The sequence below is a fragment of the Streptomyces sp. NBC_01190 genome, from assembly GCF_045039895.1.
In the GTDB taxonomy this organism is placed as follows: domain Bacteria; phylum Actinomycetota; class Actinomycetes; order Streptomycetales; family Streptomycetaceae; genus Actinacidiphila.
Genome location: NZ_CP108580.1, coordinates 6936600 through 6958782 on the forward strand (window position 1 = coordinate 6936600; position 22183 = coordinate 6958782).

At 70.7% G+C, this 22183-nt stretch carries 18 protein-coding genes and 2 pseudogenes; 6 read left to right on the plus strand and 14 right to left on the minus strand.

All coding sequences use genetic code 11. The features are described from left to right. Positions 1-553: 553 nt before the first annotated feature. A pseudogene (locus OG519_RS29240) lies at positions 554-649 on the plus strand (IS5/IS1182 family transposase); the annotation flags it as partial. A 671-nt stretch (positions 650-1320) separates the two neighbouring features. On the opposite strand, the gene OG519_RS29245 reads toward OG519_RS29240, so the two are convergent. After that, positions 1321-1848, minus strand: a complete 528-nt coding sequence (locus OG519_RS29245; protein WP_405590047.1) for a hypothetical protein — start codon at positions 1846-1848, stop codon at positions 1321-1323. 553 nt (positions 1849-2401) lie between these two features. Further along, positions 2402-3616 carry a hypothetical protein gene (locus OG519_RS29250; protein WP_405590049.1) on the minus strand — a complete coding sequence of 405 codons (1215 nt, stop codon included), beginning with the start codon at positions 3614-3616 and terminating at the stop codon, positions 2402-2404. A gap of 132 nt (positions 3617-3748) precedes the next feature. On the opposite strand from OG519_RS29250, the gene OG519_RS29255 reads away from it, so the two are divergent. After that, positions 3749-6790, plus strand: a complete 3042-nt coding sequence (locus tag OG519_RS29255) for an AfsR/SARP family transcriptional regulator (RefSeq protein ID WP_405590052.1) — start codon at positions 3749-3751, stop codon at positions 6788-6790. Between the two features lie 474 nt (positions 6791-7264). Here OG519_RS29255 and OG519_RS29260 read toward each other — a convergent pair whose 3' ends face one another. The 12 genes from OG519_RS29260 to OG519_RS29315 form a co-directional block, all read right to left on the minus strand. Next, entirely contained in the window at positions 7265-8137 is an 873-nt protein-coding gene (locus OG519_RS29260) for a hypothetical protein (RefSeq protein WP_405590054.1), read from the minus strand. Then, complete coding sequence (locus tag OG519_RS29265) at positions 8134-9351, minus strand: ISAs1 family transposase (protein WP_405590057.1); 1218 nt, start codon at positions 9349-9351, stop codon at positions 8134-8136. Before OG519_RS29265 ends, OG519_RS29260 begins: the two co-directional genes overlap by 4 nt. A 157-nt stretch (positions 9352-9508) precedes the next feature. Further along, entirely contained in the window at positions 9509-9880 is a 372-nt protein-coding gene (locus tag OG519_RS29270) for a transposase (RefSeq protein WP_405590060.1), read from the minus strand. A gap of 56 nt (positions 9881-9936) precedes the next feature. After that, entirely contained in the window at positions 9937-10794 is an 858-nt protein-coding gene (locus OG519_RS29275; RefSeq protein WP_405590063.1) for a DUF6282 family protein, read from the minus strand. Then, entirely contained in the window at positions 10787-11500 is a 714-nt protein-coding gene (locus tag OG519_RS29280) for an RraA family protein (RefSeq protein WP_405590065.1), read from the minus strand. The genes OG519_RS29275 and OG519_RS29280 overlap by 8 nt, the downstream gene beginning before the upstream one ends. Then, a complete protein-coding gene (locus tag OG519_RS29285) occupies positions 11497-13695 on the minus strand; it encodes an isocitrate/isopropylmalate family dehydrogenase (protein WP_405590067.1) in 2199 nt (732 codons plus the stop codon). Before OG519_RS29285 ends, OG519_RS29280 begins: the two co-directional genes overlap by 4 nt. Next, positions 13692-14543 (minus strand): alpha/beta fold hydrolase, encoded by an 852-nt coding sequence (locus tag OG519_RS29290; protein ID WP_405590070.1) that lies wholly within the window; start codon positions 14541-14543, stop codon positions 13692-13694. Before OG519_RS29290 ends, OG519_RS29285 begins: the two co-directional genes overlap by 4 nt. Next, on the minus strand, positions 14540-15469 hold the full coding sequence (locus OG519_RS29295) for a hypothetical protein (RefSeq protein ID WP_405590073.1): 930 nt from the start codon (positions 15467-15469) through the stop codon (positions 14540-14542). Before OG519_RS29295 ends, OG519_RS29290 begins: the two co-directional genes overlap by 4 nt. A 261-nt stretch (positions 15470-15730) precedes the next feature. Then, positions 15731-16657 carry a LysR family transcriptional regulator gene (locus OG519_RS29300; RefSeq protein ID WP_405590076.1) on the minus strand — a complete coding sequence of 309 codons (927 nt, stop codon included), beginning with the start codon at positions 16655-16657 and terminating at the stop codon, positions 15731-15733. A gap of 156 nt (positions 16658-16813) precedes the next feature. Continuing rightward, entirely contained in the window at positions 16814-18133 is a 1320-nt protein-coding gene (locus OG519_RS29305) for a multidrug effflux MFS transporter (RefSeq protein WP_405590078.1), read from the minus strand. A gap of 95 nt (positions 18134-18228) precedes the next feature. Then, on the minus strand, positions 18229-18441 hold the full coding sequence (locus tag OG519_RS29310; protein WP_405590081.1) for a 4-oxalocrotonate tautomerase family protein: 213 nt from the start codon (positions 18439-18441) through the stop codon (positions 18229-18231). A 968-nt stretch (positions 18442-19409) separates the two neighbouring features. After that, the gene (locus tag OG519_RS29315) at positions 19410-19856 is read right to left on the minus strand and encodes a transposase family protein (protein ID WP_405590084.1); all 447 of its coding nucleotides are present in this window, start codon (positions 19854-19856) and stop codon (positions 19410-19412) included. A 274-nt stretch (positions 19857-20130) separates the two neighbouring features. On the opposite strand from OG519_RS29315, the gene OG519_RS29320 reads away from it, so the two are divergent. The 4 genes and pseudogenes from OG519_RS29320 (at position 20131) to OG519_RS29335 (ending at position 22123) form a co-directional block, all read left to right on the plus strand. Then, positions 20131-20448 carry a hypothetical protein gene (locus OG519_RS29320; RefSeq protein ID WP_405590086.1) on the plus strand — a complete coding sequence of 106 codons (318 nt, stop codon included), beginning with the start codon at positions 20131-20133 and terminating at the stop codon, positions 20446-20448. Between the two features lie 89 nt (positions 20449-20537). Next, positions 20538-21062 carry a hypothetical protein gene (locus OG519_RS29325; RefSeq protein ID WP_405590089.1) on the plus strand — a complete coding sequence of 175 codons (525 nt, stop codon included), beginning with the start codon at positions 20538-20540 and terminating at the stop codon, positions 21060-21062. Further along, positions 21013-21844, plus strand: a pseudogene (locus tag OG519_RS29330) (transposase). The gene OG519_RS29325 and the pseudogene OG519_RS29330 overlap by 50 nt, the downstream one beginning before the upstream one ends. 129 nt (positions 21845-21973) lie before the next feature. Then, positions 21974-22123, plus strand: a complete 150-nt coding sequence (locus OG519_RS29335; protein WP_405590091.1) for a hypothetical protein — start codon at positions 21974-21976, stop codon at positions 22121-22123. Positions 22124-22183: the final 60 nt, after the last annotated feature.

Genomic DNA, 22183 nt, shown 5'->3' on the forward strand with positions numbered 1-22183 from the left:
ATTGGGAAAAATACGGACCGGGTGGGTGTCGGAGCCCACTCGGTCGACAATTAGCACTCGGGAGAGATTAAGTAAAATCTCTGTGCTCGCACTCGGGGTTATTATCGGAATGCTCATATCCGATCTCGTGGTCGACCGTAGCGAAAAGGGCGGAAAGTCCACAACTAGGGCAATTATGAGCGCCTCGGCGTTTACCGCTGTCGTCACTTTGGTTGTCTACATCATATTTGGATGAGATTTCAAATTTCCTTCTGGCGAGCTAGTTCTGACGTTGCCGTACAAAGGAATACGCCTCAGTCGCTGTTGTCGTTCCCGCCATGAGGGGTGGGCTTCGAACCGGGGTTCCCGATCGGGTGGTCGGGGAGGAGTCGGTGCATAAGGGTGGGGCCTTCTGAACAGCTCGATGGTGTCGAATCAACGAGCAACGTAAGGAGGCCCCGCTGTCGGAGTGTTCCGTGTCGATGGCAGGGCAGTCCAGTCCGGTCGCCCGGGAGTGTGACTGTCTGGCGCACAGGTTCGGTAACGCCGCCGACAGTCGCGTTATCCGTCGGACATGACGGACGCGGAGTGGGCAGTGGTCCGGCCGTTGCTGCCGGTTCCGGGCTGGATGCGGGGCCGGGGCGGGCAGCCGGAGGCGTATTGCATGCGACGAAGGTGCCCATAATGGCAGCGGAAGGTCGGCGTCGTAGCGAACTTGCTGTCGCGGAACCCTGCGAGTGCCCCAGCTTGCCCGGTGCGGCGGCCTGGCCCTCGTCGACGCCAACCCGCATGTACCGTCGCGGTGAGGAGAACTCGCTGGGGCACGTCCTTCTCACATGGCTCTCACGGACTGGGTGTCACGAGGCGGCAGCAGGTGGCATACGGGGCGGATGAAACAGGTCCTGACCTGGGCAGGTTGGACTACGTGTCACCCGCCGTCACCCCTTCCGTCCGCTGGGGGTCAAGGGGTCGCAGGTTCAAATCCTGTCGTCCCGACGGTGTTTTCGCAGGTCAGAGCCTGTCTCCGCAGAGCGGAGGCAGGCTTTTGGCGTCTGGATCGTCCGTTTCAGATGTGAGAGCTTGTGAGAGGCTCTCTCCCTGGCGGCATCGCCGCAGGTCAGCGGCACAGCCCGCCGTGAAGCGGCCCACCCGTGCCCGAGGCCACTCAGAGATCATTTGCGGGACAGCCCTGAGATCGACTACTACGTGCGCCGCGCCCCGCACCGGGCTCCCCATCGGGGCAGCGCGGTGGGGGGCACGGCGCGTGCGCATCGGGTCCAGGGAGTCGCGTGGGCCCGGTCGGACGCGGGTCCCGGTCTCCTGATGCCCGGGTGGAGGCGGCTACGCGTGCGGGAGGACGAAGTTGTACCCCTGGGCGCTGTGCGCGCCGCCGGCGGCGCAGCGACCGTTGTCCGCGTAGCCGTAGAAGAACAGCACGAAACACTTCTGGCAGAAACGCCAGTTGCTCTGGCTCGTCGGTGGGGCCGCGATGTCGTGCGGCAGGACAAACACGAAGCCCTGCTCGGTGTGCCCTGCGCCTGCCGGACAGGGGCCCGGGCCGTAGTACTCGAAGTGCATGGAGTAACACTTTGGGCAGAACCGCCAGTAGGACTGGGCGTTCGGGGTCTCCGCTCCGCCATAGGGGAGGATGAAGTTGTACCCCTGGGCGGTGTGCGCGCCGCCGGCGGGGCAGCGGCCGTTGTCCGCGTAGCCGAAGAAGAACATGCTGTAGCACTTCGGGCAGAACCGCCAGTTGCTCTGGGCTGTTCCCGCCGCCGGGATGACCGGGGCCGCCTGCGCCTGGCCGGGGACAGCGGCGGCGAGACCCACCAGCCCCGCTGTGACGCCCGCGGCCCTCGTGAGGAACACTCGCCGTCCCGGAGACGCCAAGCTGTGCCCGGCCGGTTCGGTATCGGGCTGGTGCAGTCTCTTCAACGGATTTCTCCTCGCTGAGTGGGCTTTCCTGACAGGTATTCCGGTCGTGCAGGTCTTGCTGGTGCTGGGCGAAGCCTTGCCCGCGCCGACAGGCCGGGGACCCGGGTGAGGGGCCGTTTCCGCCCCGGGCCGTGAGCGGTGACGGGATTCAGACCGACAGGCGGTGCGGTGGATTCCGAGTGGCGCAAAAGACATCGGGCGGACGGGAGTCGTCGCTGTCCGCCTCCTATACCGCCACCGCGGAGTTCCCATACGGAAATCCGTTCCGATGGAACTATAGAAATGGCGTGCACGAAGCGCCGGTCCAGTATGCAGGCGCCCCTGCCTTTCACTCCAACCTTTTACCGACATATACAGCTGTTGTGGGGCCGCACCCGCGCAAGATCCTCATGGGCGGCAGTGTCCAAGGTTCCGGCTCCCGGGGGATTCAGCACCCTTGCCAGGTGCTCCGGGCAGGTCGGCGCCCCTGATCTCCTGGCGGGGTGCGTCAGACGGCGGCGAAGGACGCCCCGACCACCACGTTCGGCAGACCGACGTCCACCCACTTCGGGCCGGGCAGCGGCCCGTGCAGGTGGACGGGGACGCGCAGGCCGTTGCCGCAGTACCAGTCGTAGTCACCGTCGGCCGCGGCGGTGGCCGCGGACGGCGCGCCCGAGGCGAAATCGCCGGCCGCGCCGGTGCGGAAGGTTTTCTGCCAGGCGCCGGTCGGGGTCAGGTAGGCCACCGAGAAGGCGCCGTCGGACGCCGCGTACCCGACCGCGAGCCCCTTGGCCCCGGCCACCGCCGACAGCGGCGCGCCGTCCGGGGCGTCCGCCGTCCCGGTGGTGTTCGGCTGGACGGAGCCGGTCAAAGAGCCCTGCTCCGTGGTGTGGGCGACCCGTACCCGGCCGTCGTGACCGGTGAAGAAGAGGGTGAGGGCGCTGCCTGGAAGGCCGAGGCCCTGGGTGTTGACCGCAGTGACGCCGCCGCCGGGTTTGGCGGTCCCGGGCGCGGTCAGCGCCTTCTCGGAGAGGGTGCTTCCCTGCGGCCCCTGCCACTGCACCCGCACCGCTCCGGCCGTGTCCACGAAGAGCACGTCGTGGTAGCCGCCGGACGTTCCGACCGAGGTCATCGCGCCGCCGGCGTAGGTTGAGGAGGTGTTGAAGCGGACGTTGACCGGCGGAGAGCAGGGATTGCTGATCTCGTGCGGGGCGGCGGCGGGGGCCAGGGCTGGGGGCGTACGGGGCGCGGCGGCGACTGCTTTGCCCTGCGGGATCTGGCGCGCCGCGGTGACGGTGATCTGCCCGCCCACCACCTCGGCGGTGATCGCCGCCCCCGGGGGCGCCAGCCGCGTGGCGGTGACGGCCACCGGCTTGGTGAGCAGTGGACAGTCCTGGTAAACCGCCCCGTCCACGCCGACGAAGAACACGGACGGCAGCCCCCCGGCGATCCGCGTCGCGGCCACGTGACCGCCGGGAAGCGTCTGGCCGGTCGGCCCCTGGGGCGCTGCGGTCGTCCAACTGCCGTCCGTCTGCTGAGTGAAGCCCCACAGGGCGCCGTCGTCACCGACGTAGTACACCCACGGCACCGGCTGGGGTCCGGCGTGCGCCGCCGGCGCGCCGGCGAGTGCCACCGCCCCCAGCGCCAGTGCGGACACCAACGCCGACCACGTCCGTCGCACCGTCCGGCGCCCTGTCGTCCTGCGGAATCTGGTTGGCACCATCACACGCTCCTAACCTTCCACGCGTCCCATGTGCCGGGCATCCTGGCAAGACGGTCTGGACGGCGTCTGGATGACCCGCCCGCGTACGGCGCGCACCTCGCCGCCCGCGGGCCACGGGCTCGGGGGTGGGGTGTGGAGGGCGACGACTCGCGGATCCGGCTGTCGGTCCGGCTGCTCGGGCCGCTGCGCGCCTTCGTGGGCGCGAGCGAGCCGCCGCTCGGGCCGCCTTTGCGGCGCGCGGTGCTCGCGGTGCTCGCGGTGCGCCGAGACCAGGTCGTCTACCGCGGTGACCTGATCGACGCCGTGTGGGGCGAGAACCTGCCGCGGGATCCGGCGGGCGGCCTGCACACATACGTCGCCGGGCTGCGCCGCGTCCTGGAACCGGTACGGCCGCCCCGCTCGCCTGGCCGGCACATCCAGTCGCACGCATCCGGCTACCGGCTGCTGTTGTCCCCCGAGGGGTCGGACCTCGCCGTCTTCGAGCGGCTACGTGACCAGGGGCGCGCGAACTGGCGGGCGGGGCGGAACGAGGCAGCTGAGCGGCTGTTCGGTGAGGCGCTCGGCCTGTTCGAGGGACCACCGCTGGGCGGGGTCCCGGGGCCGTTCGCCGGGACACAGCGATCCTGGCTCACCGAGCAGCGCCAGTCGGTGGCGGGGGACCTGGTCGATGTCCTGCTGGCCCAGCGGCGGCACGACGAGGCGATCGCGGCGACGCGACGGCTGGCGGACGAGGAGCCGCTGCGGGAGCGGACCTGGGCGCAACTCATGCTGGCCCTGTACCGGGACGGCCGTCAGGCCGACGCCCTGGGCTCCTTCGACCGGGCCCGCGCCGCGCTGGCCGAGGCTCTGGGACTCGATCCGGGGCCGCAACTCGGCGCCCTACGGCAGCGGATCGTGGAGTCGGACCCGACCCTGCTGGACGACGCCGGGGCGGGGAGGGGGATCGGGGCCGTACGGGGCGCGGTGGCGGTGTGGCGGCGGGAGGGGGGTTTGCCCGCACCCGGGCAGGAGGGGGCCTGGCCCGTGCCCGGACCGGGGGGGTCGCGGCCCGTACCTGAGCCCGGAGGACCGCAGCCCGCGCCCCGGCCGGTTGGGCACCGGTCCGTACCTGGGCCGGACGGGCTCCGGTCTGTACCCGGCCCGCGAGGGCGCCGACCCGTACCCGAGAAGCCCGCCGCAGGCGCTGGCGCGCCATGGATCAACCTCCCGCGCGGCGCGGACCACTTCACCGGCCGGGCAGTCGAGGCCGGGCGGATCGCGGCGGCCGCCGAGCGGTCGGGGGTGTGCGCGATCGACGGGATGGCGGGGGTCGGCAAGACGGCGCTCGCGGTGTACGCCGCCCGGCGGCTCCAGCACGGTTACCCGGATGTGCGGCTCTACCTCGACCTGCATGGTCACACCCCGGGCCGGCCGCCTCTGACCGCGGCCGCCGCGCTGGAGAAGCTGCTGCTTGCGGTGGGGGTACCGGGCGAGCATGTGCCGGCCGAGCCGGACGACCGGGCGGCGCTCTGGCGGTCGCGGCTCGCGGGGCTCCGTGCCCTCCTGGTACTGGACAACGTCGTGGACGCCCGACAGGTACGGCCCCTGCTGCCCGGGTCCGCCGCCTCGCTGGTCCTGCTCACCTCCCGGCGCCGGCTCTCCGGGCTGGACGCCGGCGAGGTGCTGAGCCTGGGAATGCTGCCGCACCCGGACGCGGTCGCGCTGCTCGGGGCGGTCGCGGGACCTGACCGGGTCGCCGCCGAACCGGTGGCCGCCGACGAGGTGGTGCGGGCCTGCGGCGGACTTCCGCTGGCCGTACAGATAGCCGCGGCCCGGCTGCGGCACCGCCCGGGGTGGACCCTGTCGCACGTACGGGACCGGCTGGCCGACGAGGACCGGCGGCTGGACGAACTGGCCGTGGAGGACCGCAGCGTGGCGGCAGCCTTCGCGTTGTCCTACCGGTCGCTGGAACCGGCGGAGCGGCGGATGTTCCGGTTGCTCGGCCTCTTCCCGGGGACGGAGATCGGGCTGCACGCTGCGGCGGCGCTCGCCGAAACGGCGCCGGCCGTCACGGACCGGCTGCTTGAGGGCCTGGTGGACTGCCAGTTGCTCGACGGACCGCGGCCAGGCCGTTACCGGCTGCACGACCTACTCAAGGTCTACGCGGCCCGCGAGTGCGGGCGGACCGAGGAGGTCGCTGACCGAAGTGCGGCCCTGGGGGGGCTGTTGGACACCTACCTGGCGGCGGTGGACGACGCGGAGGAGCGGTTGCGCCCGCGGCGGCTCGACCGCGCCGATCCCGGACTGCCCACCACCGGACCTGACTTTGAGGACCGGACCGCCGCGCTGGAGTGGCTCGACGCCGAACGCGGCAACTTCGCCCCACTGATCACGGCGGCGGCGCGGACCGGTCGGCATCGGCACGCCTGGCAGTTGGCGCGCTTCCTGTGGGGGTTCTTCGAGACCCGCGGGCACTGGGCGGAGTGGATAACCTGCCTCGAACTGGCGCTGCCCAGCGCCCGGTTGCTCGACGACCGGCTAGCCGAGGCCCGGCTGCTGGTGGGACTGGGCGTCGCCAGGCACAACTTGCGGCACTACCCGGCGGCGGTCGGCCACTACACGGCCGCGCTCGCCCTGATGCGCGAGGCCGGCTTCCGCAGCGGCGAGGCCGGGGTACTGACCAACCTCGGCAACACCTCGCGGCGGATGGGCCAGCCGACTGAGGCGATCGGTTATCAGCAGGGGGCGTTGGAGATCTGCCGGGAGTCCGGCGACCAGGCGGGCGAGGCCATCGCGCTCGCCAATCTCGGCGAACTCTACTGCGACGCCGGCCTGTTGTCGCAGAGCGTGACCGCCCTGGAGCAGGCGCTGGCGATGTTCCGTACATGGGACGAGCGGCGGCCGGAGGGCAGTGTCCTCGACGCCTTGGCCCGGACCCACTTGGCAGCTGAAGACCCCGAACAGGCCCTGGCTTTCGGCCGGAAGGCGCTGGAGTGCCGCCGGATCAGCGGCGACCGCTCGGGTGAGGCACAGACCCTGGACCTGCTCGGCCAGATCCACCACGCCCGCGCCGAGGAGGAGCCGGCGGTCCGCCGCTGGCAGCAGGCCCTGCTCCTGGCGGAGGAACTGGGCTCGCCGACGGCCGCCGAGATCCGGCTGCGGCTGGCCCCGGTCCTGAGCCGGCCGGGCAGGTGAGGCGGGCGACGATGCGTGCAGCCCGGTATGGACACCGGCCGCGGGTCCCGGCGGGGACACCTGCCGTAGGTCCCCGGCGCCGACGGCGGGTCCGGACCCGGTCAGCGAACGCGGTCCCGGCTAGGACACCGACCACAGATCCTGGTACGGGCCCTGACCGCGGGCTCAGCGCTCGGCCAACGTCCGCCTGCTCGGTGCGGGTTGCTACCCCTCGATCAGGGAGCCGGAATCGGCGGAGCCGTCGGCGGTGACTACGCTGAGCATGGGCGTGCCTTCCCGACCCGCGCGCCAACGCGGGCCTACTCGGTGACCATCACAGGATCATTCGGGAAGATACGCCCTCCGCGTCCCGCCCGGAGCTGATCCACAGGTCTTGAGCATTGCTCCCCGCAACGGCCCGATGCGGCGGTCTCGCAGCACTACCGCTCTGGTCGACGCGGGGGGTGTCGGTCCCGTGTCCCGCGGGTCGGGGGGTCAGCGTTTGATGCGGCTGCGGACGGCGAGAGCAGCAAGTCCGAGGAGGACGGGCTCAGTGAGGCGAGCGGCCATTTCGGTGTAGGTGCCGGTGGTGGTGAGGTCTTGTCCGGAGGAGCGGAAAATAACGGAGTTGATGACGACGCGCAGGCTCTTTTCAAGCCGTTGCCTGGTCAGGCGGTGGGTGATCGGCCCGCTGGGGTTGGCCGGGTCGGGGTTGACCGTGGTCAAGGCGATACGGTGGCCGGTGAGGGTGCCAGTGCTTGTCGTGGGAGTGTCGTTGCGGGGTAGTCCCCAGGTCACCATCAGCAGCATGGTGAGGGTGACGGCGGCCAGCAGCCAGCCCAGGGCGCGGGTGGCGCGCAGACCGTACCCGGACAATGCCCAGTAGGCGGTCAGCAGGGCGTGTTCGGCTGGAGCGGTACGCGCATCGGCGCGACGCGTCTCCATTTCGCCGTAGTAGAAGTCCGCTGCCCCGGGCTCGTTACTGTTGTCCTCATACGACTTGCGCAGGTCCCGGTACATGGTTGCGAGTGCCGCGGGCTGGACGATGTCGATCGCGCCTTCGGAGGGTGCGGGCATCCATCCGGGCACAGTGCGGGGCTGCGTGTGGCGCCAGTGCTGCTCGTCTGCCAGGGTGCCGCGGCGGGTTTGCCGCACCGGCCACCAGCCGCGCCAGTGGATACCCGTCGGCGTACTCGCGAACAGGCAGGCGCCGCCCAGGCGGAGCTGGTCGAGATGGACCGTGCCGGCCAACAAGCAGCCGGTCAGGTCAACATCGGCCAAGACCAACTGGGCGGCGTCGACACCGCGTACCGAAGCGACCCGCGCCCCAGGGCTCCGTCGTTCTCGCGATGGGTCGGGAATGATCACGTCAGTCCAAGGGTCGTCAGTGGTCGGTTCATGTCTCGCCCGTGATGGCGTAGGCCTTCGGCGATGCTGTCCCGTCCGGCCAGTCGCAGTGCGCCGATGGCCAGGTTTCTCAGCGAGGCCATCGCTCGTGGTGCGCTGCCGGTCCGCACTCGCGAGGCGTCCTCTCCGAAGGTCACGTCCCTGACGTGGTGCTCACGATTCTCGATGGTCCAGTGTCCGCGGATGCGGTCCGCCAGTTCAGCCGGGCCCGCTTGGTGGACCGTGAGGCTGGTCAGTGCGTAGACGCGTTCGAGGGAGACCTTCCCGGTGCGCATCGTGTGCCGTCGGCGGACGATCTGCAGCGCCTGGCCGGCGTGCGGGAACGGCAGCCCCGGCACGGTGACGGCCTTCAGGCGTCGGATCTCGTCGCGGCCGTGGGCGGTGGTCCGGGTGCGGTCCATCAGCGGTATCTCCTTCCAGGGCAGGTCCTTCACCAGCGCGTGCAAGGTCGGGTGGTTGCCCTTGAGTACGGCGATGTAGTGCGCGCCTTTCTCCTCGACCAGGAACTTCGCGTGGTCGGTCTGGGTCAGCAGCGCGTCGAAGGTCACCACCGCACCGGTCAGGTCCAGCGGGGCCAGCAGCGGCCGGAACGCGGTGATCTCGTTGCTCTTGGCATCGACCTCGCGCTGAGCCAGGACGATGCCGTCGCCGCGCAGCGCGGACAGCAGGTGGACGCGACGGCCGTCGGCGCGGACCGCGCCGCGCAGGGATTTGCCGTCCACCGCGACCGCCGCCCGCACCGGCTGCGAGGGCGAGTGGCTGTCCCGGCCGGCGGGGTGGGAAGCCTCCGCGCGAGCGGTGAGCCAGCCGCCGATCGCGGCATCGAGCGCGTCGCCGTCGATGCGCTGGAATACCCGGCGAACGGTCGCCTCGCTGGGCGCCCGGTAGGGCCGGTCCGGATCGCGCAATGTGGCCCCGCAATGGACAAGGAGCCGGTCAGGGGCATCGGCGGCCCACTCGGCGATCGCGGTGAGGGACTTCGCTCCGGCCAGGACCGAGCAGGCGGCCAGGGCAAGGACGTACGACAACCGGTGACGTCGGCCCCGCAGACGGCGCGGATCGGGCACGTGACCCAACCGGATCAGCAGGTCGGGCAGTTCACCGACACCGACCGGACCCGAACCGGTGAGTTGGGCCAACCCGGCGGGGATGAGCGATGATGGCGCAGCAGGCACGGTCTTCCGTTGTGGTGATCAGGGAACTCGACACTCCATGATCACCGGAAGCCGTGCCTGCCCTTCTACCCGCTGATCCATCACCATCACGGCCAACCCAGGCCACAGCCCCATACCCGCTCTGTCCGACCAACCGCGAGAACGACGAAGCCCTGGGTCAAGGCCCCTCTCGGAAGTCGGACAGCACGCTGTGGTGAAAGCCGGGATCATCGAGCTCCAGCGCGAGGGCGCATTCGAAGTCGATGCGGCAGCGGACCGCCTCGGCGGCCTGCCGGTCCGACAAACCGAGTAAAAACTGCAGCACACAGACAGTGGCCAGCTGGGCGGGCGAGAGGCCCGGGCGCCCGTCACGTGGGTACCGGTCGGCGAAGTCCCCGTCGCACCGCAGCCCGTCCAGCCGGTCCCTCACCCACATCGCCGTCGTGCCGCTCGCCCGCGCGGTCAGAGACGGGACCTGCTCACCGGAACGGGGACGGAGCAACAACGGACACCTCGACAATTGCATCGACCTTCGGAACAGCCCGAGCATGAACGATGATCAGGCTGCAGCACCGGGGAACACCAAGATCACCGACAGAGTCAAGCTCACAGGCGCAGCATCTCCAGCGGAGAGGTCCGCGTCACCTCGGCGATCCGCCGCTCGCTCAGCTCCGCCCGCTCGAACCACTCCTGGCTCCTGTCAACCCAGACCGCAACGTCCATCTGCGAGGTCTGTCCCAGGTCGGAGCTGTAGAGGACCCGCGGCAGGCGGGCCAGCACATCGGCGAAGTCGTCCCATCCCTGGTAGTCCAGCAGGTAGGTCAGCGAGGTCTGTTCGGTGTAGACCTGCTCGGCCGAGGCCACGTCCACCAGGTCCTGGTAGCTCAGCCCGGTCAGCGGGTTGGCCGGCTGGTTGAGCATCAGGCGCGGTACGCCGAGCCGTACCGCCTCCTCAACGAGCAGCCGCACTTCGGGGCCGCTCGCGTGACCGGTGGAGATGACGACCGGCAGGTCCCGGGCCATCCGCAGGATCTCGGTCACCTCCGGGCGCAGGGCGCCGGTGTCGTCGCTGACGGTGAGCGGGCGCAGGCCGTCGCCCAGCAGTGGGTGGGCAGGAGTGCGGCTGAGGTTGCTGCGGTGGGTGCGGCCGGTGACGGTCGGCAGGTGGACGATCAGCCGCAAGCCGCTGTCCTCGCCGTGCTGGATCACGGACTGTACGACGGGCCGCGGGTCGAGGCCGCCCGCGATGTCGTTGAGCACGATCGACCCGGAGACCGGCAAGCCCTGCTGGCGGGCCTCCCACGCCTGGGCAGCGGTGGACCCGAGGTGGTTCTTGAGCACCACCCAGCCACCGAGGGCGGCGTACCGCTCGGCCGCCGTGGTGGCGGTGTGGCGGCGTAGGTAAGCGTCTGGCCCGACGTGGTAATGCACATCCACGAAGCGGGCCGAGGCGGGTTCAGCCACTGTGTCCACCGTCCTCCCACGGCCTGGCGTACCCGAAGCGGGCGCGGGCCTCGTCGAGCCGGCTGCCGCCGAGCGCCGCGTCCTTGATCCGGCTCTCGGTGCGCTCCACCGCCTCGGCCCGGCGCAGCACCTCCCCGACCAGGCCGGCCGGGATGCGCAGCGCGCCGTTGTCATCGGCGAAGACCAGGTCGCCGGGGGCCACCCGGGTACCGGCGATGTCCAGGGTCGCGCCGGTACGGTCCAGCGCCGCGCGGTTCTTGGCACTGACCATGGTCACGCCGGTGCTGAACAGCGGGTAATCGGCCGCACGGCTCTCCCGTACGTCACGCACCGAGCCGTGCACGACGGTGCCCCGCACGCCGCGGCGCTGTGCCACCGCGGTGAGCAGCGAACCCCAGTTGGTGCAGGTGAGGCTGCCGCGGTTGTCCAGGACCACGATAAAGCCGGCCGGTACCTCGTCGATGTAGTCGGCGGCGTTGCGGAACTCGCCCTCGTCCGCCACCGGGCGGTAGCGGACGGTGAAGGCAGGCCCGAAGGTGGTGGCGCCGGGGGTCCTGGTACGGATGCCGGGCAGGACGCACGGGGTGGCGCGCAGGCTGTCCATGGCGTCGGAGAGGGCGGCGGTGTCCAGTTGTGCCAGCCGCTCGCCCAGTTCGCCGTACGGGTTGGCGACGTCGGGGGCGGTGGTTGCTGCGATGCCGGTCATGCGGACTCCTGCCGGAGGTGACGGATGATGGTCCAGGCGGCGAACTGGCACAGCTGGGCGGAGACTTCGGGCCCCCGGTTGGGCAGGCTGAAGGTGACCACCGGGCGGCCGGACCCGTCGTGCACCTCGGCGGTGAGGTCGACGGTACCGGTGTACCGCTCCCGGTCGCCGCCGTTCCACACCCCGCCGACGGTGACCCGCAGGAGCTTCCCGGCAACCGGCGCGGTACACTCCCGGGCGACCTGGTCCGCGAGGGTTCCCCCGGTGAGGTGGTCGTCGGCCGCCAGCGACAGTCCCCGCTCGTCGAGCAGCCGGGCCAGTTCCTGGACGGCGGTGCGGTCCTGATCGGTGACGACGTGCCCGCCGAGCGCCGCGTCCAGCCGCTTGGCCAGGTCTCCGGCGGCCTTCGGCGGGCACGCCAGTCGTACGTCCACGTAGGGGTAGTGCCAGCGGTAGGACGGCTTGGCGGCCGTGCCGCCGTCCTGGACGACGCGGTCCACCGCGGCGGCGGCGTCGGCCTCGACGATGCCGAGTGTGCGGCGGAACAGCGTGCTGGCGGCGGCCGGTCCAGAGAAGGCGGCGAGGCCGCCGCGCAGCAGTTCCTCCAGCATCGGCAGGCACTCGCGCGGCGGGCCGGGAAGCATGACGACGGTGGTGCCCTGCGACTCGGCGCGGCAGCCCCAGGCGGTGCCGTTGGGGTTGACCAGGAGTGCGGCGCCTTCGGGGAAGAGCGCTTGCCGCCGGTTGTCGTCGTGCACGCCGACGCCGAACCGGGTGAGCCGTTCCACGACGGCCTGCCACGCCTCCTCCCGATACTCCAGCGGCCGGCCCAGCGCGCCGGCCACACCGGCCCGGGTCACGTCGTCGGACGTCGGGCCGAGGCCGCCCATCACCACCACGACGTCGTCGCGGCCCACGGACCGGCGCACCGCGTCCGCGATCGCGGCCTCGTCGTCGCCGACGGTGTGACGCAGCCGCACCGGGATGCCGCGAACGGCCAGCATCCGGGAGGCGTCGCCCGCGTTGGTGTCGTCCAGGTCGGCGCGCAGCAGTTCGTCCCCGACGGTCACCACCGCGGAGGTGAGGGTGTGCGGCACCGCGCGGCAGGCGTCGAGCACCGCGGCCGCGGACTGCATTGTGCCGACGCTGCCACCGAGGTCGTACGTGACCCGGTCGCGGCGGCGCGTCACGTGCCGTACCGCTTCGCGGATGGTATCGGCGGGCTGCGGGAGGCCGAGGTGCTCCAGCAGCAGGCCGATGGTCAGGAAGGCAGCGACCGGGTTGGCCCGACCGGTGCCGGCCAGCGCCGGGGCGCTGCCGTGCACGGGCTCGAAGTAGTTGCCGGATTCGCCGATGTTGGCGCTGGGGGCCAGGCCGAGGCCGCCCATCACGCCTGCGCCGAGGTCGGAGAGGATGTCGCCGAACATGTTCTCGGCGACGATGACGCCAAAGCGCTCCGGGCGGCGGGCCATCCACAGGGCGACCGCGTCGACGTTGAGCACGTCGTAAGCGATCTCCGGGAATTCGGCGGCGATCTCCTCCAGCCGCTCCATGGTGTAATCGCTGCTCCGGCGCAGCACGTTGGGCTTGTCCGCCAGGGTGACCCGCGGGTGGCCATGGGCGCGGGCGTGCTCGAAGGCGAAACGCAGGATGCGGTCCAGGCCGTGCTTGGTCAGCAGCCGGACGCTGGCGGTGCTGTCGTCCTGGCCACTGGCCCGGGCGTTGGGATGGCCGGACACCAGTGGCCACAGCTCGTCGGGGACGCGGTTCCAGTCCAGGCCGGCGTACAGCCCCTCGGTGTTCTCCCGGACCACGCAGAAGCGGTACGGGCTGCCGCCGCCGAGGAAGTTCTCCACCGGACGAAGGTTGGCGAACAGGTCCAGCCGCTGGCGCAGTTGGATGATCGGCGAGATGTAGCCCGGGGCGCGCCCGCGCAGTTCGGGGGCGAGGTCGGCCAGCGCCTCGCGGCGTGGCTTGCTGGTGGTGGCGCCGAGCAGGACGGCGTCGCAGCGGGTGATCAGGTCCCAGGTGCGGTCGGGCACCGGGGTGCCCTCGGTGCGCCAGAACTCCCAGCCGATGTCGCCGAATTCCAGGCCGACGGGCAGCCCGAGGGCCTCGATAACCGGCAGTGCGGCGTCGAGTACCTCCGGGCCGATCCCGTCGCCCGGAAGGACGGCGACGGTCTTGCTCCTCATGAGTCGTCCTCTTTCGAAAGTGTCCGCGGGCTCGCGGGCCCGGTCGGCGCCGGGGGCCGCGGGGTGGCCAGGAAGCGCGCGACCGCGCGCCTGGTGGCGTCCGGCCGGTCGGCGTGCGGGCGCATCCCGGCGTCCGCGATGCCCACGACCTGGTGGTGCGCGGCGGCCACCAGGTGCCTGCGGCCGACGAGTCGCGAGCGGGTCCCGTACACGTGCAGGAGTTCACCGGGGAAGTCGCGCACCGCTCGGCCGGCGTCCGCGCCGTGCAGCAGCCGCAGTCCAGTGGCCAGCCGCCGGCCGGCGGCGCCGTCGCCCCGGGAAGCGGTGGCGGGCGCGGCGGGCGAGCGACCGGGGTGGCGGACCACGTCGTCCAGCAGCCGCAGGGCGGCGGGCAGTCCGTCGTGTTCGGCGGCGGCGGCTATCCGCTCAAGCTCGGTGTCGAGTGCGGCGTCGGCCACGGTCGGCCCGGACAGCAGCAGGACGCGCGCCCGGTGCGTCCAGGCGCGGGTGAGCAGGGTCTGGACGATGGCTCCGCCGAGCGCGTTGCCCGCCAGCAGATCCACCGGTCCGGCGGCCGTGATGACACCGGCCCAGCGGTCGGCGAGGGCGGCGAGGTCGTCGCCGCCCTCCAGCAGCGACAGCGTGTCGTACACCAGCACCCTGTGGCCCGAGGCGAGCAGCGGTTCGGCGATCTCGCCGAAGAAGACGCCGCCGTCCCATCGCGGCATGACCGGGCCAAGGACGACAGCGGTGCCGGTCTCCGGGCCAGCCGGCAGCAAAGTGGTGGGAGGCGCCGGCTCCGGCACCCGGATCGGTGCCGGAGCCGGTGCCAGGGGCTCGGACGTCACGCGGCGGTCACCGCGGTCAGTTCACGGGCCGCGGAGAAGGTGTTGCCGATGTGGTCCGCGGGCAGCTTGCCGCGGTCCTCGACCGACAGATCGAAGTGGCCCAGCACCAGGTCGGGCAGCGGCAGCGAGGGCTTTGCCTCGGCGATCTCCGTCTCCATGTGGTGGGCGAGGGAGAGGATACGGCCCAGGTCGTAGCCGGCCTGGCCGCCGCGACCGAGGTACGCGAGCCACTGCTCGGTTATCAGGTTGCCCGGGCCCTTGCCCATGCCGAGGATCGAGGAGTCGATCCAGGTGGCACCGGCCTCGACCGCGGCGATGGCGTTGGCCAGTGCCAGGCCCAGGTTGTTGTGCGCGTGCAGACCGATGGCGCAGTCACTGACCGAGCGGACCAGCGTTACCAGCCGGAACACCTCGTCGGGCAGCAGGCTGCCGTTGGAGTCGGCCAGGTAGATGACGTCCGAGCCGGCGTCGGCGGACAGCGCGGACAGCTCCACCAGCACGCGGCGGTCCAGCTGGCTGACTCGGGTGATGTTGACCGTGGTGGTGAAACCGATGCGGGCGGCTTCGCGCAGCATCTCCAGGCCTGGCTCGGGTGCGCCGGCCGCCAGGCAGAAGCGGACCAGGCGGGCGCCCGCCTCGTACATCCGCGGCAGGTCTTCGGTGGTGATGTTCTTCGGGTGCAGGATCATGCAGATGCGCTCGGGCGGAACCACCCCGGCCAGCGCGCGGATGTAGTCGTCGGTACCGGTGCCGGTCGGGCCAACACCCGGCTGAGGCTTGAACGAGCCGTTGCGGTAGGCGATCTCGACCCACTCGACCCCGGCCGCGACGCTCTCGCGCGCGTGGTGCAGGACGTATTCGAGCGGGAAGTCGAAGTTATTCCGGTAGCCGCCGTCCCGTAAGGTCACATCGAGGTTGGTGATCATGTACGCCTCCATGAGTCGTCCGCCGGTCCGCCAGCACGAATTGCGGCCGTCATTGGCCGATCTGGTTCTGACGGGCGGCGGATAATTAACGCCCTTGAAATGCGATGACTCGCCATGTGAAACTCTCTCCGTTCGCCGCACATCCGCAGCGAACGCAGTGCGCCGTTTGGGCTCAAGAGTAATGCCTGGAGAATAGAATGACAACCGCGATTGATATCGGCCACCGGCGGTTGAGAATGGCCGCGGAATGTGACGCGGGTCTCAGCGGAGACTGTCCAGGATCGCGGCATTTTCCGAGGCCACCATCCGGCATACCTGGTCGCACACCGATTCCAGCAGGGAGAGTCGCGCCAAGCCCTCTTCCGCGCGTACCGCGAGTGACATTCGAATGATGACCGGGGAGCCAGCCAGTGATTTGACCGAAATCCGACGTGACGAGGCGGCGCCGATCGCCGACGGATACATCAGGGTCCAGCCGGGAGCGCCTGCGCCGATCCCAGCCAGCATCTCCTGGAGTCCGTTGAACTGCGGTCCGATCACCGGCTCGAATCCGGCCCGACGACAGGCCGAGGTCACCGAGTCGAACAGCACCTGGTTCTGGCTACGTCCCATGATCCGCAGCGGCACGTCGGCGAGATCGCGCAGGTCCAGCGTCGATCGGCGGGCCAGCGGGTGCGCGGCGGGCAGTACTGCGACCAGTGGGTCGCACCACAGCGGCAGCAGTCGGAGACCGGGGGCGGCGCCGATGCCGCGGACGAAAGCGGCGTCCAGCCGGCCAGCCCTCACCTCGTCTAGTCGGACCTGCGCACCGGCGGTCCGGAATTCGAAGAGAATTCCGGACTTCTTCTCGGACAAGGCGTCCAGAAAATAGTCGAGACGCTGTCCGAGCGCGGAACTGATACCGAGCCGGAAGATTCCTTCCTCACGGGCCGCGAGCCGCCCGGCCTTGGCGATGAAGGCATGTACCGAACCGAGCACGGCGCGGGCGTCGTCGAGCAGTGCGCGGCCGACCGGTGTAAGGCGGACGGTCCGCCCGGAACGGTCGAACAGTTCGACGCCGAGTTCACGTTCGAGTCGGCGCACCTGCTGGCTCACGGCGGGCTGGCCGATGTGCAGCCGGTCGGCGGCCCGGCTGAAATGCAGTTCCTCGGCCACGGCGACGAAATATTGCAGCTGACGAATCTCCACGGAGCCCCTCTCGGCGAGTTGACCCTTTCTCCGTCTTCGTCGAATCCATCAGCATCTGGCTTCGCCGGGGTCACGCCCGCCGCTCAGCATATCGGCCCGTGAACCGGTTCATGCGGGGCGGCCGCCCGCCGCCCCGCATGAAGTCCGGTTGCTCTTTCAGTCGAGGGCGGCTTCCTGGAGGTCCGCCTCCGCGGCTTCCAGCGCCGCGTCGGCCCCGGGTCGCGGCGCGGCGGCGGGCCGGTGGCGCACCACCGGCTCCGCCGCGGCGCCCTGTCGCCCGGCCAGCGTGGTGAAGGCGGCGAAGAACACCACGCCGAGCAGCGAAGTGATCGTCACGAACCAGCCGAGGCTGAACAGGTCACCGGTCGGCAGCCGGCTGGACAGGAAGATGCCGAGCGAGGCGCCGAGCAGTTGCAGGGCGCCCATCAGCCCGGACGCCGAACCCGCCGTGCTGCGGAAGGCGTTGCCACCCGCGCTCATCGACAGCGGCAGCAGGAACCCGTTGCCGAAGGTCATCACCGGCATGAACACCAGGACCAGCAGTCCCCAGTGCCCGCCCGGCCGGCTCAGCCCGAGCGCCAGCATCATCATCGCGCCGGCGAAGAAGAAGCCGTGGCCCATCCACAGCAGCCGGTCCACCGGCCGCCGCCGGATCAGTTTGCGGGAGGTGAGATTGCCGGCCACGTACGCGGCGGACACCGTGATGTAGCAGAAGCTGGTGACCTGGGTGGACAGCCCCATCTTCTGGAAGATCAGCGGGGACGCGGCGAGGTAGCCGAAGTAACCACCGTAAGCGACTGAGAGGTTGAGGGTGTAGGCCCAGAACAGCGGCTTGGTGAGCAGCTTCGGGTAGCCGCGCAGCGTGACGCCCAGCTTCCGGCTGCGCCGCTCGGGTGGCAGGCTTTCGGGGATCTTCGTGACCACCACGGCCAGCGTGACCGCCGCCAGCCCCGCGGTGACCGCGAAGGGGGCGCGCCAGCTGACATACGAGGTGAGGAAGCCGCCGACGAGCGGCGCGACCGACGGTGAGATGCCCACGATCGGCATCACCGTGGTGAACATCCGCGCCGCGTCCTTCTCAGCGTACAGGTCGCTGATCACGGCGCGGCCGACCACCATGCCCGCGCCCGCGCCCATCGCCTGGAGCAGGCGGCCGGCGCCGAACACCGTCACCGTCGGCGCCACCGCGCACAGCAGGGAGGCCGCGATGAACACCAGTTGCCCGGTGACGATGACGCGTTTGCGGCCGTAGGTGTCGGACAGCGGCCCGTACACCGCCTGCGAGAAGGCGATACCGATCATGAAGGCGCTGAACGTCCACTGCACCGAGGAGACTGGTGTGCCGAAGGCGTGCGCGGTGGCGGGCACACCCGGCAGGTTGATGTCGGAGGCGAACAGGCCGCCGGCGTTCAGCGAGCACAGCACGGCCAGCAGCAGGCCGTACGGCGCGCGGGCCGGAATGGTCTTTATGGTCATCTCGTCCGTTTCCAGCGGTCGAACGGTGCGGAGAACCGTTCCCGGGCCGGCCGGGGAAACTCGGTCCGGAAACGGTGGCAGGGAAGAACCCACAATCAGACCGTGGCCGCCTTGGCCTTGGCCGCGCGGGCGGCGAGCGAGTCGCCGGCCACCGACCAGCTGTCGGCGGGGACCTCGGCGACGGTGACCCAGACGGCCTCCGGCTTGGCACCGGTGACCTTCACATACGTGTCCGTCAGCTCGCGCAGCAGCTCGGCCTTCTGCTCGGCGGTTCGGCCCGGGGCCTGCGTGACATGGATGAGCGGCATGGGTGCTCCAAAGAGGTCGAAAACTGCCACGGCCCGATCGGGCGCGCCCGCCAGCTGAGTTGGCGTGTGCCCAGTCCACCACCGCGACCGGGAAGGTCCAACACGTGATTCGAGCTGACAGCAATCACGAATCGTGATGGCCCGTACGCCCAGGGCAGCCGGGCCATGCGGACGGCGACTGGACCGGGGACGCGCTCCGACCGGGGCCGGGGCGGCCGACGCAGGTCCCGGGTAGACGTCACTGCCGCCGCCCTCGATACGCGGCACGTGCACCGGACGGCGCAGTGCGGGGGCCGACCGGGGCCGGGTGAACCACAGCCACAACTCGGCTCCGTAGCCGGGCACGAGCCCCCTGCGGGCGGGCACCTCGGCCTCGACGGCGGGGACTCGCAGCGCCAGCACCTCGACGCGGCCGCTTACGCTCGTCGCCGCGTGCTCGGCGACGAATGCCGTCAGCTCGCTCGCCCACCGGCGGGCGCCCGCCTCGCTCGCGAGTTCCAGCAGTGCCCGAGCCGAGGGATCGCGTTGCCGCTGCGCCGTCGCCGCGGCTTCCTGCCAGTCGGTGTGCCACAAGCCGCACACCCGCGGGCCGGGATCCGCGCGGTGCTCGCGCAGCAGGCACGGCCGCGGGTGGCGGTAAGCGATACGCACGGAGCCCAGGTCCACGCTCACGTCGTACAGTCGCCGATCGGTGAGTGCACCCGTCATCACGGACAGCAACACGTCGTCCGCGGGGCTGTCGTCCTCGATCTCCACGACCTCCCAGGGGCCGATGGCCCGGGGCGGACCCGAACAGCGGTCAGTGGGGTCAGCAGCGGCCAGGCGCCGGGCGGGAGGGCGGCAACCGCCTCACGGTAGGCAGGGTCGGGAGCGCGTAGAGTCGGCTACTGCCCTGCGGCCCGACGCCGGGACCGGCCGCGGCGGTCCGGCGCTCCTGGGCGCACCTGACCGCCTTGACTTCGCGGCCCTCACATACCGGTTGCCCCTGCTCGGTCCGGCGACTTCGCTCCCGACGGCTTTGCCGTCGATCCCGGACCCGCACATCGCGCAGACCAGCTTGCCGCCGGGCCCTTTCGGCTGGGCCGACTTGCGGGCGGGCCGGCGACGGAGCGTGCCGCCATCCGGGCAGGTGGCGGCGGATCCCGATCACTGACAGCTGTGCGCTGTTCAATTCGGGCAGGGGCGTCGATGCTCCTCGCTCCCGAGACAACCGTGCAGGCACATACCAGCAGGATCGCTGTCAGCGAGTACCACCGGCCGCGACGTGCGCGCGGATCGGGCACCGAGTCGAAGGAGGGGGGCAGGTCGGCGATCCGACCGGCGTCCAGCTGACGCAGCTTCACCACCACGCAGGGACGGGAGCAGATACGGCGGCGGGCACGGGCAACCTCGTGATCATCGGGCTTAGTCACCACAATGATTACGAAGTCCGTGCCAGCCTTGCCATGCGCCCGAGCCGGTCACAACCCGACCGGCCGGACGACCCCGGAACTTGCAACCGCCCTGGTGTTCACAGGCCCGCGCCGAAATCCGCAACGGCTCAGGTGAAATTCCTCCTCACGCGCACGAAGGAGGATCTGGCGGCCCGCCTGGGCGTCTCGCACCGCACAGTGGAGCGCTACCGTGCAGGCAGCTCACCAGGCCCCACAAGCGCCTGCGGGCGGCGCTGGTGGAGTAGACCGAATCCCAGTGGCAACCGCAGGTCAGGGCGCAAGCGCGCGAACAGGCGTCCACCCCCAGCGAGATGATGGTGCGCGTCGTCGCCTACTTCGGGTCACCGCCTCCGGGTCCTCCGACGACGGCCGCGAGCGGTACATCACCACCGACATCTCACCGAGCTACGCCGCCCAGATCCTCCGGCTCCAGGAGGAGGGAGCGACGGACGATGAGCTGCATCCGGTCGTCGCGGAGGTCATAGTCGAGTCGTATTTCACCGGATGGGGCAGGCGGGCCGATGGTCTGCGCGCCGACTTCACGCACGTGAAGTCGATTGAGTTCGAGTTCTGACACGGCGGAATTACGGGCCTGCTATAAAGAATTCGACGGGTCACAGGCGGCCCGTTCCCGGAATCGGCACCACGAATGCGAGACCGAAGATGACCACACCCCGGCAGCCCCGGAGCACCGCCCGTCGGCCGGCCGGCTCGCGCGTCGCCCCGCTCTATGATCCGGCCCGTGCCGCCCGAATTGGCCAGGGTTGGGTGCGCCGCCGCGCGAAGGGCATGGATGCTGGCGGCGTCGCGGCGGCCCTCGAGGAAGCCCGGTTCGACGCGCGGCAGGACTCCCGGCACGAGGACCTGGCCGGCGACGACCGCGGGCACGCGGAGCTCGCGGAGCGGGAGCGCCTGCACCAGCTGCTCGCCGCCGCGGCGCCGGGCACCGTCTACGACCCGGACACCGACGCCGTCGTCCAGGCCGACCTTGCTGCCGAGGCCGTGGCCACGGCCGCCCGGGAAGCCGACCTGCGCGAAGCGGGTCTGTCCAGCGACTGGCTCTGTTCCGTAGTCGGTGGTGACGGCAGGTCACGAGTGTCGTTGACGTTGTATGCAAGATGTCAACTCCCTTGTGGCAATGGTTTTTTCGGGGCTGTCGGCGCCGGTCATCGAGGATGTGGCGGATGACGGTGAGGTGATCCGGGTGATCGCGCGGACTCGGGATGTTCCGGCGCCCTGCCCGGTGTGCGGGGTGCCGACTGGGAAGGTGCACGGGTATCACGTCCGGACGGTGGCGGATGTGCCGGTGGACGGTCGGCAGGCGTCGGGCTGCTCGAATGTACCCGCAGGCCGGGCCTGGCCCTGAACACCGTCAAACGCTACGCATCGCCCCCCGCTACCGGCCCACCCTGGTCGATCCCTACCGCGACCACCTGCGCACGCGTCGCGCGGCCGAGCCCGGCGTGCCCGTCACGCACCTCCTGCACGAGATCAGGGAACTGGGCTACACCGGCAGCGCCAACCTGCTGGTCCACTACCTCAACCAGGGCCGCGCCGAAGGCGACCGCCCCGTGACAACCCCACGCCGCCTCGCCCGGCTCCTGCTCACTCACCCCGACCGCCTGCGGACCAAGGACATCGACCTGCTCGGCCTCCGAACTGCGGCCTGCCCCGGGATGACCCGGCTCACCGCCCTCATCCGCGACTTCGCCGCACTGCTGACGCCCGCCAGCGGCAACGACTCCAAGCTCACCGAGTGGATCGCCCAGGCCCGCGACGCAGACCTGCCCCACCTGCACAGCTTCTGCAACGGCCTCGAACTCGACCGCGCCGCCGTCAACGCCGGCCTGACCCTCCCCTGGAGCAACGGCCGCACCGAAGGCGTCAACACCCGAACAAAGAGGATCATGCGGCAGATGCACGGCCGCGCCGGATTCGACCTCCTTCGCCACCGCATCCTGCTCACATAGGAACGCAACGTCACCACCGACTACGGAAGGCCCTGTTGCAGAACAGGGGCTGCGGGCGACCAGACATGGCGGCCACACGTCGTCTACCAGGCGGTCCGAGCACAGCTCGATCCGCCGCTCGGATCCGTCTTGCGTCCGTTCAACCGCACGCGCACCCAGCGCAACGAGATCGAGTGCCCGTCTTCAGAAGGTCCGGCCATGAGACCGGAGGAGGTCGTCGCCGACCTGGCGAAGGTGGAAGCTCTCATCGAGCTGGCCGAGAAGGCGATGCCGAACTGAGCCCGTCGCCGGCCGGTTCGGCCTGCGGAAGGGTGGTGGCGCCGAAGAGCCCCAACGGGT